General features: G+C 38.9%; 16 protein-coding genes. 5 read left to right on the forward strand and 11 right to left on the reverse strand.

The annotated features are described in order from the left end of the window. Positions 1-81: 81 nt before the first annotated feature. The 8 genes from ACZ76X_RS24185 to ACZ76X_RS24220 form a co-directional block, all read right to left on the reverse strand. Positions 82-1188: a sensor histidine kinase gene (locus ACZ76X_RS24185; RefSeq protein ID WP_479851924.1), complete on the reverse strand. Its 1107-nt coding sequence runs from the start codon at positions 1186-1188 to the stop codon at positions 82-84. Continuing rightward, positions 1181-1879, reverse strand: coding sequence for a response regulator transcription factor (locus tag ACZ76X_RS24190; RefSeq protein ID WP_479851925.1), 699 nt, complete (start codon positions 1877-1879; stop codon positions 1181-1183). The genes ACZ76X_RS24185 and ACZ76X_RS24190 overlap by 8 nt, the downstream gene beginning before the upstream one ends. Before the next feature lie 234 nt (positions 1880-2113). Beyond that, positions 2114-3220, reverse strand: a complete 1107-nt coding sequence (gene menC / locus ACZ76X_RS24195; RefSeq protein ID WP_479851926.1) for an o-succinylbenzoate synthase — start codon at positions 3218-3220, stop codon at positions 2114-2116. After that, positions 3221-4666, reverse strand: coding sequence for an o-succinylbenzoate--CoA ligase (locus ACZ76X_RS24200; RefSeq protein WP_479851927.1), 1446 nt, complete (start codon positions 4664-4666; stop codon positions 3221-3223). Positions 4667-4989: 323 nt separating this feature from the next. Continuing rightward, positions 4990-5808 carry a 1,4-dihydroxy-2-naphthoyl-CoA synthase gene (menB, locus tag ACZ76X_RS24205; protein ID WP_479851928.1) on the reverse strand — a complete coding sequence of 273 codons (819 nt, stop codon included), beginning with the start codon at positions 5806-5808 and terminating at the stop codon, positions 4990-4992. Positions 5809-5877: 69 nt separating this feature from the next. Further along, positions 5878-6690, reverse strand: a complete 813-nt coding sequence (gene menH, locus ACZ76X_RS24210; protein WP_479851929.1) for a 2-succinyl-6-hydroxy-2,4-cyclohexadiene-1-carboxylate synthase — start codon at positions 6688-6690, stop codon at positions 5878-5880. Next, a complete protein-coding gene (gene menD, locus ACZ76X_RS24215; RefSeq protein WP_479851930.1) occupies positions 6687-8441 on the reverse strand; it encodes a 2-succinyl-5-enolpyruvyl-6-hydroxy-3-cyclohexene-1-carboxylic-acid synthase in 1755 nt (584 codons plus the stop codon). Before menD ends, menH begins: the two co-directional genes overlap by 4 nt. Beyond that, the gene (locus ACZ76X_RS24220) at positions 8438-9832 is read right to left on the reverse strand and encodes an isochorismate synthase (RefSeq protein WP_479851931.1); all 1395 of its coding nucleotides are present in this window, start codon (positions 9830-9832) and stop codon (positions 8438-8440) included. Before ACZ76X_RS24220 ends, menD begins: the two co-directional genes overlap by 4 nt. Positions 9833-10026: 194 nt before the next feature. Between ACZ76X_RS24220 and ACZ76X_RS24225 the strand changes: the two genes are divergently transcribed. Both ACZ76X_RS24225 and ACZ76X_RS24230 read left to right on the forward strand, forming a co-directional pair. Then, the gene (locus tag ACZ76X_RS24225; RefSeq protein WP_098198927.1) at positions 10027-10980 is read left to right on the forward strand and encodes a 1,4-dihydroxy-2-naphthoate polyprenyltransferase; all 954 of its coding nucleotides are present in this window, start codon (positions 10027-10029) and stop codon (positions 10978-10980) included. A 109-nt stretch (positions 10981-11089) separates the two neighbouring features. Then, positions 11090-11821 (forward strand): yteA family sporulation protein, encoded by a 732-nt coding sequence (locus tag ACZ76X_RS24230; protein ID WP_000957377.1) that lies wholly within the window; start codon positions 11090-11092, stop codon positions 11819-11821. A 162-nt stretch (positions 11822-11983) separates the two neighbouring features. On the opposite strand, the gene cspD is transcribed toward ACZ76X_RS24230, so the two are convergent. Beyond that, positions 11984-12184 (reverse strand): cold-shock protein CspD, encoded by a 201-nt coding sequence (gene cspD / locus ACZ76X_RS24235; RefSeq protein WP_001193054.1) that lies wholly within the window; start codon positions 12182-12184, stop codon positions 11984-11986. A 391-nt stretch (positions 12185-12575) separates the two neighbouring features. On the opposite strand from cspD, the gene ACZ76X_RS24240 reads away from it, so the two are divergent. Beyond that, entirely contained in the window at positions 12576-13358 is a 783-nt protein-coding gene (locus tag ACZ76X_RS24240) for a TIGR00266 family protein (RefSeq protein WP_048529674.1), read from the forward strand. Between the two features lie 24 nt (positions 13359-13382). On the opposite strand, the gene ACZ76X_RS24245 is transcribed toward ACZ76X_RS24240, so the two are convergent. Further along, positions 13383-14150, reverse strand: coding sequence for a MerR family transcriptional regulator (locus tag ACZ76X_RS24245; protein ID WP_479851932.1), 768 nt, complete (start codon positions 14148-14150; stop codon positions 13383-13385). Positions 14151-14289: 139 nt separating this feature from the next. On the opposite strand from ACZ76X_RS24245, the gene ACZ76X_RS24250 reads away from it, so the two are divergent. Beyond that, positions 14290-15012 carry a lipase family protein gene (locus tag ACZ76X_RS24250; protein WP_479851933.1) on the forward strand — a complete coding sequence of 241 codons (723 nt, stop codon included), beginning with the start codon at positions 14290-14292 and terminating at the stop codon, positions 15010-15012. 76 nt (positions 15013-15088) lie between these two features. Next, positions 15089-15223, forward strand: coding sequence for a hypothetical protein (locus ACZ76X_RS24255; RefSeq protein ID WP_479851934.1), 135 nt, complete (start codon positions 15089-15091; stop codon positions 15221-15223). Between the two features lie 133 nt (positions 15224-15356). Here ACZ76X_RS24255 and glgP read toward each other — a convergent pair whose 3' ends face one another. Beyond that, complete coding sequence (gene glgP / locus ACZ76X_RS24260) at positions 15357-17765, reverse strand: glycogen phosphorylase (RefSeq protein WP_479851935.1); 2409 nt, start codon at positions 17763-17765, stop codon at positions 15357-15359. Positions 17766-17779: the final 14 nt, after the last annotated feature.

Here is a 17779-nt window from a genome sequence, read left to right on the forward strand (position 1 = left end):
TCTAGTTCCTCCTCAACGTAACTTACGTATAGAATAGAAAAAACTATTAAAATAAAAAGTGGGGTAAAGTTTAAATTTTTATTAAATTGTTAAGTTCTCTTCTTTTGGCAATCGCACTTCAAACATTGTTCTAACTACATTACTTTCAGCAGAAATCGTCCCGTCATGCTGCTCAACAATATTTTTCGCAATAAACAGTCCAAGGCCTGTCCCGCCACGGTTCTCAGTTCTCGATTTATCACCTGTATAAAACATATCAAAAAGATACGGTAAATCTTCTTCTGGAATGCTATCTCCGTAATTCATAATTTGTACAACAACTTCTTCATTATCGATATACCCATTCAGATCAACAAATTGCCCATCATATCCGTATCGAACGGCATTTGTTAACAAGTTTTCAAATACTCTAGCTAACAATTTTCCATCACCGTTAATCGGCAAATGAGGATCAATATTCAACCTAGCTTGTAAATGATGTTTCTCTAATAAAGGATACAATTCCTCATCTAACTGGATAAGTAGTTCACTTATATCAATCGGTTTTTTATCCAGCTTTAGCATGCCGTAATTCATACGTGTAATTTCAAATAACTCATCGATTAAACTTTCGAGCCTTTGCGATTTCGTATATGCAATCGTGGAAAAATGTTTAATTTGTTCTTTTGTTAAATTCTCATCTTTAAGAATTAAATCTAAATACCCTAACACGGATGTTAATGGTGTCCTTAGATCATGAGCTAAGTTCACAACGAGCTGGTCTTTACTACTTTCAGCAAAGTCTCCTCTTTCCACCGCTTCTTTTAACTTTTCACTCGCAACATTTATTTCACGTGCGATATCTCCAAACTCATCGTTTGATGAAACTTGAACTTTATTCGTAAAGTTACCGTTCGCAAGATGATGAATCCCGTTAGAAATCTCACTAAAATACTTTAAATACGGTTTTGTCAAAAAGAAGAAGAAGATAATAGATAACGGAATAAAGAAAATTAAAAAGAAATTAATGTCTCCAAATTCCCTTACGATTGACCTAAATTGTGCTAAAGGCTCTTCATAGCGAACCATTGTTTTATAATACAGCTGCAATCCTTTATAAATTATATAAGTTACAGTTGCAGCGAGCACCATACTTAACGCAAATAAGACAATCATTTTAAATCGAAAGCTTTTCATCATGTTATCCATTGAAAGTATAACCTACTCCCCACACTGTTTTTATTAACTTGTCCTTTCTTTTATCTTCCCCAAGTTTTTTCCGCAATGTACGAATATGTACCATAACTGTATTTCCGCCTTCGTAATAATCATCTGCCCATACTTGCTGAAAAATATTTTCCACATTGTACACTTTCTTCGGATGACTCGCTAATAAATATAAAATATCAAACTCTTTCGGTGTTAATTCAACTTGTTCTCCGTACACATTTACCGTTCTTCGCTCCGGATCAATAACGACTCCGCCTACCTCTAAAGCAGATTTATTGTCCACTACTTTCGGCTGATTTAACGTAAGAAATCGACGTAATTGTGCATTTACACGCGCAACTAATTCAATCGGTGTAAAAGGCTTGGTCATATAATCATCTGCGCCTAATACAAGACCTGTCACCTTATCAAAATCAGATGTTTTCGCACTTAAGAAAATGATTGGCATATGGTGCTTCGCGCGAATTTGGCGCGTCACTTCATACCCATCCATTTTCGGCATCATAATATCTAAAACCACTAAGTCGATTGGCTGCGTTTCAATAATATGAATTGCCTCTTCTCCATCAGCTGCCTTCACAACGTGGTACCCTTCTTTTTCTAAATGTATCTCAATTAAATCAGCAATTTCTGCCTCATCATCCGCTATTAAAATGGAAATCCGCTTCATTTTACTCCCCCTTTATACGCTCGATTGTAAACTAGTCTATCCAATTTGTACAATACGAAAAGGTTACTCGTGGGAGTAACCTTAGTAAATGAAATTATATCGACGATTTTTCAAATATATCGAACACAACTTGAAATATATCAACGATTTTTTTAATATATCGACGTTTCGACAAGGAATATCGACTTACCGACAATTAACGACGAAATTCGCCCGCTATTTGAAATACTCAACCTACCGCTCCAAAACAATTCGCTGTTTCGTAATCTCCGCCAGCCTTCCGCGGTCTACTTCATACTCAGCGTCAACGCTTTGCGGTACCATCACTTTTCCGCTCTCAAGCATCACTTCCGGCGAAATAATATCCCTCTCCCAGTGCCTACTAGAGGCAGATATATCACCTGGAATTGTAAAGTTAGGCAGTGAAGCAAGCGCAACATTTTGCGCTCGTGAAATCCCCATCTCTACCATACCGCCGCACCAAACGGGTATGTTGTGCTCCATACAATAATTATGAATTTGAATCGATTCTGTTAATCCGCCCACTCGCCCTGGTTTAATATTAACGATGCGGCAGCTGCCAAGCGTAATCGCAACGCGCGCGTCTTCTAAACTATGGATGCTTTCGTCTAAACAAATTGGCGTTTCTATTTTCTTTTGCAACTGTGCATGATCGAGAAAATCGTAATCCGCTAGTGGTTGTTCAATCATCATCAATTGAAATTCATCCAATCGTTTCAGCTTCTCCGTATCCGCTAGTGTATAAGCTGAATTTGCATCAGCCATTAACGGGATATGTGGAAACTCTTTACGAATCTCTTTCAATAATTCATAATCATGCTCTGGCTTTATTTTCACTTTAAAACGTTCGTATCCTTCTTCTGCATACTTCTCAATTTGTTTTAACATAACCGGTATTGTATTGATACCAATCACAACACCAACTTCAATTTCAGTCCTAGTTCCGCCAAGCAACGTCGCTAACGACTTCTTTTGTCGCTTCGCATATAAGTCCCAAACAGCACCTTCAATTCCAGCCTTTGCCATTCTGTTTCTCTTTATATGTTGGAACAAACCAGGTACTTCATTCGGATGAGAAATCTCCGCCTTTAATAAATCAGGTAATAAAAAATCTTGCAGTACATGTAGCGCTGTCTTCACTGTTTCTTCCGTATACCACGGTTCAGAAAACGCAACGACTTCGCCAAATCCAATATGCCCGTCCGTATCTTCTAATTCAATGACGATACTTTCACGCTTTTCATATGTTCCGTAGCTTGCAGCAAACGGGATTACGAGTGGCATTTCCGTTATATGAAGTGTCGCTTTTTTTATTTCCACTTACATCTCCTCCACTAATTGTCTTAACTCTCGTCTTAACAATTTTTTCGAAGCATTTCGTGGTAATTCCTCTAAGAAACACGCTTTTTTCGGCACTTTATATTTCGCTAATTTCTCCTCGCAAAAATGAAGAATTTCTTCTTCTGTTACTTCTCCGCTTTTTACAACAAAAGCAGCGGGTACTTGTCCCCATTTATCATCAGTCATCCCGACGACACCTGCTTCCGCTACCATCGGATGAGAAAGCAACACTTCTTCAATTTGAGCCGGATATATATTTTCCCCGCCAGAAATAATTAAATCACTGCGGCGATCTAATACGTATAAAAATCCTTCTTCGTCTAAATAACCGAGGTCACCAGTATGAAGCCATCCGTTTTGAATTGTTTCGCGCGTCGCATCTTCCCGGTTAAAGTAGCCGCCTGTTACATTTGGTCCTTTTACTACGATCTCGCCTTCCGCAAACGGCGACACTACTACGCCATCTTTTTCAATACGCAGTTGGCACTGAAATAGTGGTTTCCCGGCTGATCCTACTTTCGTTAACATGTAATCCGCGGATAACGTACAAATTTGCGAAGACGTTTCTGTCATACCGTACGTTTGATACACAGGAATTCCTTTATCTACACATGTTTCGAGTAACGGCTTCGGCGCTGGTCCTCCGCCCAGTAACATGCATCGTAAAGAAGATGGATATGTCTCTTCTCCTAGTCTCTCTAATAAATCAGTTAACATTTTAGAAACGACAGAAATAATCGTAACACCTCTCGTTTGAAGTGCTTTATGAATAAAATCAGCATCATATTTCGGAACGAGTAAAATGCGCATGCCGTACATAATATTTTTCATTAAAAGAGATAACCCGCCAACGTGGAACATCGGCATACAAGCTAACCAGCAATCATCATCACGAAGTCCTAAATTAAGCGAAGAGCCAACCGCGCTTGCCCAGTGATTTCCGTACGTTAAAATAACGCCTTTCGGTTTCCCTGTCGTCCCTGACGTATAAATAATTGTCATCGCTTCTTCTAAAGAGAATTCTTCTTGTATAGAGGCTTCCTCTTTTGGTCCATTCATCACTTCGGCGAATGAATATACAGGAACATTTTTAGCCTCAAAATCTTGATCCGTTACTAAACAAATAACTTCAGCATCATCCATTTGCCAAAGTAGCTCTTCTCTTGAAAGACGCGTATTTAAAAGTACAGCTACTGCCCCTACGTAAGATAGGGCGTGAATAACTGTAATCATCTCCATACCATTTTTCATCAGAACAGCCACCTTTTGCCCACGTTTCACTCCTACATGCGTGAGGTGTTCACAAACAGATACTACTTTTTCATGCAGCTGCATAAAAGTAACTTTTTCTTCTTCTATTTCAATTGCAATGCGATCTGGTGTTAAAAATGCACGTTGCTTTAACCAATTTGGCATCGTCTCCATCATACATTCTCCTTTCATGAAAGAAAGAGACTTGATGTGACATCAAGTCTCTTAGTTGTTTTGTTTCCGGTTGATCTCAGCTAGCTACAGCGGCTAGAACAGTCGGTCGTTTCACGCCTTCCTACGAGGCAAAAAGCGCCTCTACGTCAGGAGCTCCAACGCCCTCTTGTTCTAAGCTAGCCGCTTCCGCTTTTGGTTTCATCTAGCTGCGCCTCCTAGCCCCTTCCGTCTAAGAACCTTCCGCACGAGAAAGTAAAAAACACTTTCTGGGCGAAAGAACCTTAGCCAGCGGGGCTAAGCAGTCGGCTCCGCTTTTGGTTTGATCACGGGAAACGAGGGAATTGACCGAAGTCCGGACTGCGTTTTTCTTTGAACGCGTCGCGACCTTCTTTTGCTTCGTCAGTTGTGTAGTACAATAACGTTGCATCTCCAGCTAGTTGTTGAATACCAGCTAGACCGTCTGTGTCTGCGTTGAATGCAGCTTTTAGGAAACGAAGTGCCATTGGGCTGTTTGCTAAGATTTCTTGTGCCCATTGTACTGTTTCTGTTTCAAGTTCTTCTAATGGTACTACTGTATTTACTAAGCCCATATCAAGCGCTTCTTGTGCACTATATTGACGGCATAGGTACCAAATTTCGCGAGCTTTCTTGTGACCTACCATACGAGCTAAGTAACCAGCTCCGTATCCACCGTCAAAGCTTCCTACTTTAGGACCTGTTTGTCCGAATACAGCGTTGTCTGCAGCGATTGTTAAGTCACATACGATATGAAGTACGTGTCCACCACCGATTGCATAACCTGCTACCATTGCGATAACTGGCTTAGGAATTGCGCGAATTAAACGTTGTAAGTCTAATACGTTTAGACGTGGGATTTGGTCGTCACCTACATATCCACCATGACCGCGAACTTTTTGGTCGCCGCCAGAACAGAATGCACGTCCACCTTCACCTGTTAAAATGATAACGCCAACATTTGCATCATCACGAGCATGTGCAAAAGCGTCGATTAACTCCATTACCGTTTTAGGACGGAATGCGTTATGTACTTCAGGGCGGTTAATCGAAATCTTTGCGATACCATTGTATGTTGAATAAATAATATCTTCGTAATTGCCTTCTTTTACCCATTCAATAGCCATTACAACTACCTCCTTATATATTTCTGATCTCCTCTATAAGTGTAACTTCATTCTTAACTGAAAAAAGCATCACTGCATAGTTTTTAGAAATCCCTTTACTATTGTATCAAACTTTTCCGGTTGTTCCACATGAATTGCATGGCCAGCACCATCAATTTTGACAAATTTCGCGTCAGAGACGCATTTTTCGATATTTTTTAATATGCGCAAGAACTTTTCATCATGCTCACCGTTCATTAAAAGAACAGGCATTTTTAATTTTTTCAGCTCATTCCACCATGAAGGCTGAGCCCCTGTTCCCATGCCGCGCAAGCTATTTGCGAGCCCTTTTGGATTGTTAGCAAGTCGCTCTTTTCGCACTGCTTCTTGTACGTTTTGTGCTAAACGTTTTTGCGTTTCAAACAGCGGAATACTTTCCCACATCGATACAAAACTTTCGATGCCTTCTCGCTCAATTTTCTGAGCAAGTCGCTCATCTTTTTCACAGCGTTCTTTTCGCTCATCTTCACTTTCAAGCCCAGCTGTACAATTTTCTAATAAAAGAGAATGTACATATTCTGGATATAGACACGCCATCGTAATCGCCAGTCTACCGCCCATTGAATAGCCAAGTATATGTGCTTTTTCAATATGAAGATAATCTAGTAGTTCTTTCATTTGCAATGCTACATTTCGAATATCATAATGCGTCACATCTTCAGGACTTTCCGTTTTTCCGTGCCCAACAATGTCTACTAAAATGACTTGAAACTGCTCGCTCCAAGAAGGAATGAAGGAACGCCACGTTTCCATACTTCCCGTAAAACCATGAAGAAGTAGAAGTGGTTCTCCGCTTCCGACTACTTCATATTCATACGATACACCTTGCAGCATTACGTTCATTTTGATTCACCTTGCAACGATGTAGTAATTACGTCCTGCGTTTTTGCCCATAATTTACGGTGCAATGTTAAGTTTTCATCACGGTTCGTACAAATTTCTACAACGTGTAAACCTTCCGCCCTTGTTCCTTTTTGTACCTCTTCTCGAAATTGCTCCCAACCATTTACACGGCTAAATGAACCACCGTACATTTTAACAACATGCTCATAGTCAAGCCCAATTGGAGTACCAAATAATGATTCGAAGTGTTCCTTTTTCTCATACTGTGGTAAGAATGAGAAAATACCGCCACCGTCATTATTTACAACGACAATTGTTATATTTAATCCATGTAATTTTGCAGCTAATAATCCATTTAAATCGTGATAGAACGATAAGTCACCGATTACTAATACGAGCGGATCGCAAATCATGCTCGCTCCTAAAGCTGTCGAAATGATGCCATCAATCCCATTCACACCGCGGTTTGCCATCACTTGAATATTTTTATCTGATGTGAAGAAGAATGAATCTGTATCACGAATTGGCATACTATTACTCGCAAATAACGTTGCTCCTTCTGGTAATACGCGGACAATATCTGTAATGACTTTTCCTTCAAATGCAGTTTCATATGTTTCCATTTCACGAAGCGTTTCCTTCGTTTTTTCGTTTATATGTTGCCACATTTGGGACCAATCATTCTTTTTCATAACTGGCATTTTTTCTATTAATGCACTGCAAAATGCAATATCATTTGCTTGGATAACTTCTGTCGCAACGAGAGCTGGATCTCTCCATTGTCCAGATTCGTCAACAACGATATGAACAGCTTTCGTTTGTTTTTTGATGAACTGCGTTAATGCTTTCGAAACAGGCATACCACCAAAACGAATCATAACTTCTGGCTTCCAAGTTTCTTTTAACAGCTCATTTCGTAAAAATGTATCGTAACAGTCAATCACCATCGTTTTATCGTGGTGACCGCTACGAATATTAGAAAGTGGATCCGCTAATATTGGATATCCCGTCTTTTCAGCTAATTGCGTTGCAAACGTTGCGATCTCTGAATGACTATCATCTCCACAAATAATAAGCCCCTTTTCCATATGTGAAAGGCGCCCTACAAGAGAATCTACATATTCACTCGGCATCGTCACGTTACCTTGCTGAACTACTCCTGTATATTCCCCGCGTCCTTTATCCCATAAACTTTCTAATGAGAAGTCTGGGATAAGCGGTTCGCGAACTGGAAAATTAAGATGAACAGGTCCTTGCGGTGCTAAAAGCGCGCTTGCTATCGTGCGCTGCGTCGTCATGCGAGCGTAATGATACATCGCCTCATTCGCTTCTGGAAGTGCCATCTCTGTAAATTGCTTCACAAACGTACCGTATAAATTAATTTGATTCATCGCTTGTGGTGCACCGACATCTCTCAATTCATGCGGTCTATCTGCTGTTAAGACAATAAGCGGCACTCGCGAATGAAAAGCTTCACATACAGCTGGATAATAGTTCGCTGCAGCCGTTCCTGACGTACATAATAATGCAACAGGACGTTTTTTCGCTTTTGCGATACCGAGCGCAAAAAATCCTGCAGATCTTTCATCTACATGTAAATATGTGTTCATTCCTTCATGTTGTTCCATTAGTAGAGCAATCGGCGTTGACCGTGAGCCTGGACTAATGACAACATCACATACATTTAGACGCGTCAGTTCATCCACGAACGCGCCTAAATAATATGATAATGCTTCTATATGATTGTTCATTTCATTAATTCCTCCAAAGCACCAAGCATCGGTCTAAACTTCAAACTTGTTTCTTCATATTCAAGTTGTGGTACTGAATCAATTACAATCCCGCAACCGGCGAATAAGGATGCTTTCTCTCCATTTAATAATCCGCAGCGAAGTGCAACCGCAAATTCACCATTTCCTTCATCATCTATCCAGCCAATCGGTGCACCATATAATCCTCTATCTAACAATTCAACATCACGAATCAGTTTCATCGCTTCCAAACGAGGTGTCCCGCCAAGAGCTGGTGTTGGATGTAATTCTTCTACCATTGTTAAAAGACTCGCATCGCCTTTTGCCTCTACAGGCGTATATAAATGAATTAAGTTTTTCGTTGTTAATAGACCTGGACTTTCCGGAATATTAACGTATTCGCAGTGCTCATTTAATACCGACCTGATCATGTTCACAACATAACCGTGTTCAGCTAAATTCTTTTCATCATGAAGAAGCGCATTACTATTTCGCTTACTTTCTTCTATAGATTGACCATGACCAGTTGAACCCGCAAGACACATCGAAGTAAACTTCTCATCTTCTTTGCGAATTAACCTCTCTGGCGTCGCTCCTAAGAAGCATGCTCCTTTATAATCAAAAGAAAATACGTAACAATCCGGTTGCCCAATGCGGAGTGCTTCTAAAACGAGAGCAGAATCAATATGATGATCCATCTCTACTTTTAACTCCCTCGCTAATACAACCTTCTGCACGTTCCCCTGCTTCATTTCATCTTGCACTTTCTCAATGGCCTTCATCCAGCCTTTCGGATCCACTTCTACTTTAGAAGTAACTGTTAATTTCGATCCTTCTAGTGCACATTTACTCTCCCCCAAAATTTTCTCTTCTAAAGAAACAATTTCGTTATAAAGAGTTTCTGCACAATCTGTTGCTGAAACGAATGTATTCATCGTTAACCATGCTTTTTCATTTTTTACAGTTAATAAAAATGCTGGTAGTGAAAATGTCGTATCCTCAAATTCTTTCCATAAGTCCGTTTTCTCTTTTTCTTGGTCAAATGAAAATCCACCAAATAAAAGCGGACCTGTTCCAAACTCGTATCTCTCTCTTTGTACAAATGCTTTCTCTTTTACTTTATCCCACTCGTCACGGGCAGTTTGAAAGCGTTTGTGAGAAGCAGTTGCTATAGTGAAAACGGAACCAATTCCAGCAAATATTACATGCTGAGATGGGTCTGCAAAATAACATCTATTTTCGAATGCAATCCTTTTTCCTGCTGCATAAAACAGAAGAGGATCCATCCAGTCTATTTGTTTTACAAAACTAACCAATATTTTTTCATCAGTTGCATGCTTAATGGCTGCACTCAGAACTTCTTGCAAGCCTTTTTGTTTCGTTTGAATCACAATTGTCTCCCCCCTATGGGCGAAAAATAGTCATAATTACGCTTGATTTTAAGATACACCTCAAACGAAAGGCCTGTCAACGTTTAGCATTTCTGAGAAATTCACCTTCTCTTCCTAGAAAATAAACGTTGACACTAAATGATGCTTTTTCTACACTTAGTTGTGTACAATATGTGACCAAAGGAGGATTCAACATGGAAATGAACGTCAAAACGAATTCCTCTCCTACGGCGCCAAAGCCAAGCAAACAAACAGGCTGGCGCATTTGGTGGAGTTTACTACGTCCCCATACATTAACAGCAGCTTTCGTTCCTGTTTTCATCGGAACAGCCTATGCAATGCAGGTCGGAGGTATAAATCAAATACATCTCCCTCTTTTCCTTATAATGCTTCTTGCTTGTCTCCTCATTCAGGCAGCAACAAACATGTTTAATGAATACTTTGATTATAAAAGAGGACTTGATCACGAAGGTTCAGTTGGTATCGGCGGCGCTATCGTTCGCGATGGCATTCAGCCAAAAACAGTGCTTAACTTAGCATTTGGATTTTTCGGCATCGCAATACTATTAGGTGTTTATATTTGTATGAATTCTAGCTGGTGGCTTGCTGCAATCGGTCTTGTTTGTATGGCCGTTGCTTACCTTTATACGGGTGGACCACTTCCCATTGCATATACACCATTTGGAGAGCTAACAGCCGGATTATTTATGGGTGTTATCATTATTGGGATTTCATTCTTTATTCAAACTGGCACTGTAACATCAGAAGTCATCTTACTATCTATTCCAAGCTCCATTTTAATTGGTGCCATTTTACTTGCTAACAATATCCGTGACTTAGATGGCGATAAAGAAAACGGTCGTAAAACGTTAGCAATCCTCGTTGGACGTGAAAGAGCCGTTGGTGTACTTGCTTCTATGTTCATCGTTTCCTACATTTGGACAATTGCTTTAATTATCGTGGGCATCGTATCACCATGGATGCTTATTGTATTTTTAAGTGCACCGAAAGCATTTAAAGCGACGAAAGGCTTTATCGGCAAAAGCATTCCAATGGAAATGGTACCTGCAATGATTGCAACAGCAAAAACAAATACAATCTTTGGTCTCTTAATGGGAATCGGATTATTACTTGGATATTTCCTTTAAAAGGAGCTGCTAACGCGGCTCCTTTTTCATATACCAATTTCAGCTCATAATTCCTACTCGCAACGCTCATACTATGTAAAGAAACTGAATTGTAGGAAGGTGGACTACTATGTTAACTCCACAACAAATAAATCAATTTAAATCCGTTTTAGAAAAACAAAAACAAGAGCTAGAACAAACGATACAAACACATGAAAATGAAGATCGTGCATCTGAACGCGAGTCTGTTGGAGAATTATCTAGCTATGATAACCATCCGGCTGATATGGCAACAGAGCTATATGAACGCGAAAAAGACTTCGGACTTATTGAACTTTGGCATAAACAGCTAGAGGATACGAAACATGCCCTGCAAAAAATAGAAGCGGGTACGTACGGCATTTGCGAAGTGTCTGGTGAAGAAATTCCGTTTGAAAGATTAGAAGCAATGCCGACTGCTACAACATGCATCCAGCACACGACAAATAAGTTAAATATGAATACACGACCAGTTGAGGAAGAAGTGTTATCCCCTTCTTTCCATAAACATGATGAAGATCGTTCTGTTGAGTACGATGCAGAAGATGCGTGGCAAGATGTTGCCAATTACGGAACGTCTGAAACACCGTCTGATTTAGAAAGACGAGATTCGAAAAATTATAATGGCATGTACGTAAATAGTGAGGAAAATGTAGGATACGTAGAGGATTTTGAAAACTTTATCGGTACGGATATGTATGGAAAAAATCCGCAAGTTTTCGCTACAGAAGAGCATGAAGAATATGAACAAATGCTTGATGACTTTGAAGAGCGTACATTTAAGGGCGAATTGTCTTCAAATGAGTCGAGTTCCAAAGAATAAAGTGAAACTTTAATCAACCCTCACCAATCGGGATTTTACTGGCAGCCCGCCCGCACCTCACTTCTTTGCTTCCGTTGAATTTTGAGGTGGGGTCTTACTGCCCGTTAATGCGGGATAAAAAAAAGCATTCCGAAAATCGGAATGCTTTTTATCGCTAGCTAATTAGTTTTTTGTAACGTTAGCAGCTTGTGGTCCACGGTTACCTTCAACGATTTCGAAAGAAACTTCTTGACCTTCTTCTAAAGTTTTGAATCCGTCACCTTGGATAGCTGAGAAGTGAACGAATACATCGTCTCCACCTTCAACTTCGATGAAACCGAAACCTTTTTCGCTGTTGAACCATTTAACTTTACCTGTTTGCATGTCATGTACCTCCTAAATAAAAATGAAACTATGAATCCACATGAAAAGGTGGATATAAAGGACATGAATGTATAACAAGCTTACAGCCTTTAATTCAACGTGCTTTATTTCCGTACCACATTATGTAGCTCAATAGTGATTTCACTATATCACGCTATATCCAAAACGTCAAATGAGAACACTTTCATTCCACCATTTTTTTATAATTTTAATATAGTGTTGAATTTCCATATTCATATTTTATCCCACCATTTACGGGCAGCTTGATTGGCAGGAACTGCTAATTCATTTTGGGTTGCCCTACTTTATTTGAAAATTAACAAAACTAAAGTATTCTAATCCTATTAAATTCTGTACAATATAAGTATCTATTACATACGAGGTGAAAAAAATGAGAGCACACGAAATCGAGTATAAGTTATACGGAGATGATATGCAGTTTGTTGAAATTGAGTTAGATCCAGAAGAAAGCGTAATCGCAGAAGCTGGCGCAATGATGATGATGGAAGATTACATAGAAATGGAAACAATCTTCGGTGATGGTTCTGGTCCATCTGGAGGTTTATTCGGAAAACTAATGGGCGCTGGTAAGCGTCTCGTTACAGGTGAAAGCATGTTTATGACTGTATTTACAAATACAGGTCACGGCAAGCGCCACGTATCATTTGCTGCCCCTTATCCAGGTAAAATTATTCCTGTAGATTTAACAGAATATCAAGGAAAAGTAGTTTGTCAAAAAGACGCGTTTCTTTGTGCAGCAAAAGGCGTTTCTATCGGAATCGAGTTTACGAAAAAAATCGGAACTGGTTTCTTCGGCGGTGAAGGTTTCATCATGCAAAAACTCGAAGGTGATGGACTTGCTTTCATGCATGCAGGCGGAACTGTATATAAGCGTGAACTAAAACCTGGCGAAAAACTTCGCATCGATACAGGTTGTCTCGTTGCCATGACAAAAGATGTTAACTACGATGTTGAGTTCGTTGGAAAAGTAAAAACAGCTCTATTTGGCGGCGAAGGTTTATTCTTCGCAACGTTAGAAGGCCCAGGCACAGTTTGGATTCAGTCCTTAACACTGAGCCGCTTAGCAGCACGCCTGACAAGCCCAGCAGCGCAAAGCAGCGGTGAAGGTAGTGTATTAGGTGGACTTGGTCGTTTATTAGATGGAAAAGAGTAAAAAGGGCCCCTTATAGGGCTCTTTTTATTTAGGTGGACTATATAAACCATTTTGAATCATATAATATTCCATCGCTTCGTTAAGCCACGCCTCTTCTTCCGTATAAGGAGAAGTCATCATATTATTATATTGTTCTTCTGCATTCTCTAATTTCCCTAAAGCATACACTGTCTCTTCGCCCACATACTTAAGAGTCGCTTTCATATGTTGGTCAACTAGTTTTTGCACTTCTACATCATCAATTTTTCTTCCAAATAACCTTTTCACTTCTTTTGCTAAACGAACAAACTCTTTATCAAGTGCCAGACTCTCTTCTTCTGGTTTATTATATAATCCATCAACTGTTTCTTTTGATACATATTCTTCAAGCCATAAACGTTGTTCAGTTTCTTTTTGAATGCTGTTAATTAAACTCATTAATATGTCACTACCTAACTCTTCATCTTCCTCAAGACATACCATTGTTCGTTCAAGCGTCTTTATCGAAACTTCAATTTGTTTTCTTTTTTCTTCAAAGGCTTTTCTTTGTTGTTCCAGCGTTTCTTTTAAACTTACATTCAAACTTGGCATTTTCAGCATGACGCGTATTTCTTCTAAACTATATCCTAATACTTTAAGACTCACTATTTTCTGTAGCTCTAATATATCTTTTCCTTTGTACACACGATGACCAGAGCTAACATTCTTTTCAGGTTTAAGTAGTCCAATTTCATCGTAATATTGTAGCGTCCGTATTGATGTGCCTGTTCTCTTTGAAAACTCACCAATTGAATAACCTTCCCTTTTGCTCATCTTACACCCCTCCTAGCAATATGTTTACAAAAATCATACTCCCTCACGTAACTGTAGGTTCAAGCCTTTTTTCAAAAGAATGAATCAAGTCCCTCACTGCATATATTAAATTATACTTTTTCTTAAGGAGGCTCCCTTAATGCGTACTCCTTTATCCTTTGATAAAGATACTGCCATACTGTTAGCTACTTGTTGTGAGTTAACGTATGAACAATATAAACAAAATGGGATTTTTGAAATACCAGATGGTTTTCAATATGTACAAGGATTTCAAGGAAAAACCATTCAAACGACAGAATGGTTCGGATTCATACTAGAATCTGAGGATACCATTATTGTAGCTTTCCGCGGGACACAAACAGATACAGACTGGATTATCGATTCACTCGTTAATCAAAAACCGTATCCATATGCTTTGAACAGTGGAAATGTCCATAACGGCTTTCTTTCTATTTATGAATCTTGCCGAGATTCTATTATGGATATGCTCGTATCATTACCAGCCCATAAAAAACTTCTTGCAACCGGTCATAGCTTAGGCGGTGCACTCGCTACACTACATATACTCGATGCGCGTATAAACACCGCATTTGCGCAGTACGGTCTTTACACATTTGCTTCTCCAAAAGTAGGAGATATCGCCTTTCGGAATTATTATAAACTACAAGTAGCTAGTAGCTTTCGCTTCGTTAATCTATTTGATGTCGTCCCTCTTCTCCCTCCTCGTAATGTCCATTTTAATGAACAAGACTGGGAATATGCACACGTTCATCACAACATGACATTTACAAAAAATACAAAATCTATTACAAATAATCATGCCATGATAACATACAAAACATGTCTGACTTCTCATTTTTAACCAGTAAACAATTGGAAATTAACTATCCCTATACTATAATAATATATGAATTTACTTTTGGATGAGGGGACCTTACATGCTAAAATTTATCTTTGCACTTTTTCTCATTGTAATTTTTACGTTTACAGGTTTCTTTACATTTTCATACTTTGCGACAGGAGAATATGGTGGAACAGGTATAATCTATACCTCTATCCCATTTCTTTCTTAAGCAAAAAAGGAAAACCGAGCTTAATGAGATTAAGCTCGGTTTATTTATTAGTGTCAATTTTTTTCGGTAAATCGATATCTCTTAAAAATCGCTGATATATTTTCATATTGTCTTTTCCAACGTAGCGACCTCTTTAATACTGCGTAACCGTATTACCAATACCCCAAATCTCATTACTATACTGTAAAATCGTTCGATCGCTCGCAAAATGACCAGATTGTGCAATATTTAAAATCGACATTTCTAACCACTTCGTTCGGTTCTCATAAGCTCTACCAACAGCTTCTTGTCTCTCCGCATATGGACCGAAATCTCGCAGAACGAAATATTCATCATTTTGAATAACGAGAGAATCATAAATCGCTTCAAATTCAGCTCCCGACTGTGCAAAGAAATCATTCGTTAACTGATCTACTACCTTTTTAATGTGCCCATTGTGATGATAATAATCACTTGCACGATATCCACCATTTTGATAGTAATGAAGAACCTCTTCGGCCGTTAAACCGAAAATGAAACAGTTATCATCACCGACCCTATCTTTTATTTCAATATTCGCCCCATCTAACGTGCCGAGTGTAATCGCACCATTCATCATAAATTTCATATTCCCTGTTCCTGATGCTTCTTTACTCGCTGTTGAAATTTGTTCACTTACATCGGCCGCTGGGAATATATCTTCCGCTACAGACACTCGATAGTTTTCTAGAAAGATAACTTTCATATATTGACTTACGTACGGATCATTATTCACTTTTCTTGCGAGTTCATTAATTAATTTAATAATTTTTTTTGCATAGTAATAGCCAGGTGATGCTTTTGCGCCAAAGATAAAAGTACGCGGATAAAATGTAAAACTAGCATCCTCTTTCAAACGGTTATACAAATATAAAATATGAAGAACGTTTAACAATTGTCGTTTGTAAGCATGCAGTCTTTTTACTTGCACATCAAAAATAGAATTAGAATCGATTGTAATCCCCATTTTATTATGAATGCGCGCCGCTAAAATTTCTTTACGCTCTTGTTTTACCTCTGCAAATTTCTCTTGGAAACTCGCATCGTATTGAACTAATTGTAGCTCTTGAAGCTTAATCGGTTCTTTCTTCCACTCTGTTCCAATCGCCTCTGAAATAAGGTTTGTCAGCTGCGGATTCGCCTTCATTAACCAGCGTCTATGAGCGATTCCGTTCGTTTTATTATTAAACTTATCTGGATAAAACTCATAAAACAATCGCATTTCACGTTGTTTTAAAATTTCTGTATGAATTTTTGCTACACCGTTTACGCTATGGCTACCGACAATTGCTAAATGAGCCATTTTCACAAGATTATGCGCAATAATCGCCATCTCTTCAATACGATGCCATTCATACGGATAACGTTCCCAAAGTTCATGACAGAAACGTTCATTAATTTCTTCAATAATCATATAAATTCTCGGTAATAACGGTTTAAAAATGTGAATTGGCCACTTCTCAAGCGCTTCTGATAGCGTCGTATGATTCGTATAAGAAATCGTTTGCGTCGTTATGTGCCAAGCTTCTTCCCATGCTAGTTTTTCTTCATCTAATAAAATACGCATCAGTTCTGGAATCGCCAAAACTGGATGTGTATCATTAATATGAATCGCAATTTTCTCATGTAATTGACGAAGATCACCATATCTTTCTCTATGCATACGAACGATATTTTGCAAACTTGCTGATACGAGGAAATACTGTTGTTTCAAACGAAGTATTTTCCCCTCATCATGCGTATCATCTGGATATAAAAACTCCGATACCGCCTCTGTTTCACGTTTATATTTCAAAATATCTTTGCAATTTTGTGGGAAAGGAACTGGTTCAGCATTCCAAAGTCTAAGTGTATTTACAGTACTCGTCTCATAACCTACTACTGGAACGTCATATGGTACTGCCATAATCACTTCTGCATTCGTATGCCTAAACTCTAAACGTCCATCAATGTATAGAGGTTCCACATTGCCGAAATAACTTACTTCTACAGCTTGATCATGTCTTCTTACTTCCCATACGTTTTCATGAAGAAGCCACTGTTCTGGAAATTCAACTTGGTAACCATCAACAATCTTTTGATCAAATAAGCCGTGTTTGTAACGAATGCCACACCCATGACCTGGTAAGTTTAAAGATGCAAGTGAATCAAGGAAACAGGCTGCTAATCGCCCAAGTCCACCATTTCCAAGACCTGCATCTGCTTCCACCTCTTCTAATTCTTGCAACGAAATCCCAAGCTCAGAAAGTCCTTGTTCACATACATCCCTGATGCCTAAATTTAATATGTTACTTCCAAGCAAACGCCCAAGTAAAAACTCAATGGATAAGTAATACATTTGCTTTCGCTCTCCAGACCGATAGCTTTCATTCGTTGCAATCCATTGACTATTCATATACTCACGCACCATGTACCCAAGCGTATTGTATTGATCACGTGTTGTAGATTCTTTGAAACTTTTACCATACATCGTCTCTAACTTTTCTAGAAAAGCTGATTTGAAACTTTCAACATGAGTAAACATTTCTTCACCACCTA

The sequence above is a fragment of the Bacillus sp. BC05(2025) genome, from assembly GCF_056725905.1.

Coding starts and splice junctions, on each gene's coding strand:
- ACZ76X_RS24185 (WP_479851924.1), bottom strand. CDS start 1,188: ATGGATAACATGATGAAAAGCTTTCGATTTAAAATGATTGTCTTATTT.
- ACZ76X_RS24190 (WP_479851925.1), bottom strand. CDS start 1,879: ATGAAGCGGATTTCCATTTTAATAGCGGATGATGAGGCAGAAATTGCT.
- ACZ76X_RS24200 (WP_479851927.1), bottom strand. CDS start 4,666: ATGGAGACGATGCCAAATTGGTTAAAGCAACGTGCATTTTTAACACCA.
- menB (WP_479851928.1), bottom strand. CDS start 5,808: ATGGCTATTGAATGGGTAAAAGAAGGCAATTACGAAGATATTATTTAT.
- menH (WP_479851929.1), bottom strand. CDS start 6,690: ATGAACGTAATGCTGCAAGGTGTATCGTATGAATATGAAGTAGTCGGA.
- menD (WP_479851930.1), bottom strand. CDS start 8,441: ATGAACAATCATATAGAAGCATTATCATATTATTTAGGCGCGTTCGTG.
- ACZ76X_RS24225 (WP_098198927.1), top strand. CDS start 10,027: ATGGAAATGAACGTCAAAACGAATTCCTCTCCTACGGCGCCAAAGCCA.
- ACZ76X_RS24230 (WP_000957377.1), top strand. CDS start 11,090: ATGTTAACTCCACAACAAATAAATCAATTTAAATCCGTTTTAGAAAAA.
- cspD (WP_001193054.1), bottom strand. CDS start 12,184: ATGCAAACAGGTAAAGTTAAATGGTTCAACAGCGAAAAAGGTTTCGGT.
- ACZ76X_RS24240 (WP_048529674.1), top strand. CDS start 12,576: ATGAGAGCACACGAAATCGAGTATAAGTTATACGGAGATGATATGCAG.
- ACZ76X_RS24245 (WP_479851932.1), bottom strand. CDS start 14,150: ATGAGCAAAAGGGAAGGTTATTCAATTGGTGAGTTTTCAAAGAGAACA.
- ACZ76X_RS24250 (WP_479851933.1), top strand. CDS start 14,290: ATGCGTACTCCTTTATCCTTTGATAAAGATACTGCCATACTGTTAGCT.
- ACZ76X_RS24255 (WP_479851934.1), top strand. CDS start 15,089: ATGCTAAAATTTATCTTTGCACTTTTTCTCATTGTAATTTTTACGTTT.
- glgP (WP_479851935.1), bottom strand. CDS start 17,765: ATGTTTACTCATGTTGAAAGTTTCAAATCAGCTTTTCTAGAAAAGTTA.